Consider the following 249-nt stretch of genomic DNA (forward strand, 5'->3'; position numbering starts at 1 on the left):
GTTCCTGATGCCGTTCGTCTCAAAAAAGAAATCGATTTGCCACTAGCGATGAGTGAGCATACTGCACTTGCTAAATTACGTACTATGGCAGACAAAATTACGGTTAATAAAAGCTATATCGGTCAAGGCTATGCTCCTGTACGCATGCCTGCCGTTATTCAGCGTAATGTGCTTGAAAATCCAGGCTGGTATACTGCTTATACCCCTTACCAAGCTGAAATTGCGCAAGGTCGCCTTGAAGCATTGCTT

General features: G+C 44.2%; 1 pseudogene. It reads left to right on the forward strand.

Annotated features, from left to right (window positions below):
- Nucleotides 1–249: pseudogene (locus AAEY79_RS15930) on the forward strand (hypothetical protein); the annotation flags it as partial.

This window comes from Psychrobacter sp. GW64-MNA-CIBAN-0177 (genome assembly GCF_040309585.1).
Taxonomy (GTDB): domain Bacteria; phylum Pseudomonadota; class Gammaproteobacteria; order Pseudomonadales; family Moraxellaceae; genus Psychrobacter; species Psychrobacter okhotskensis.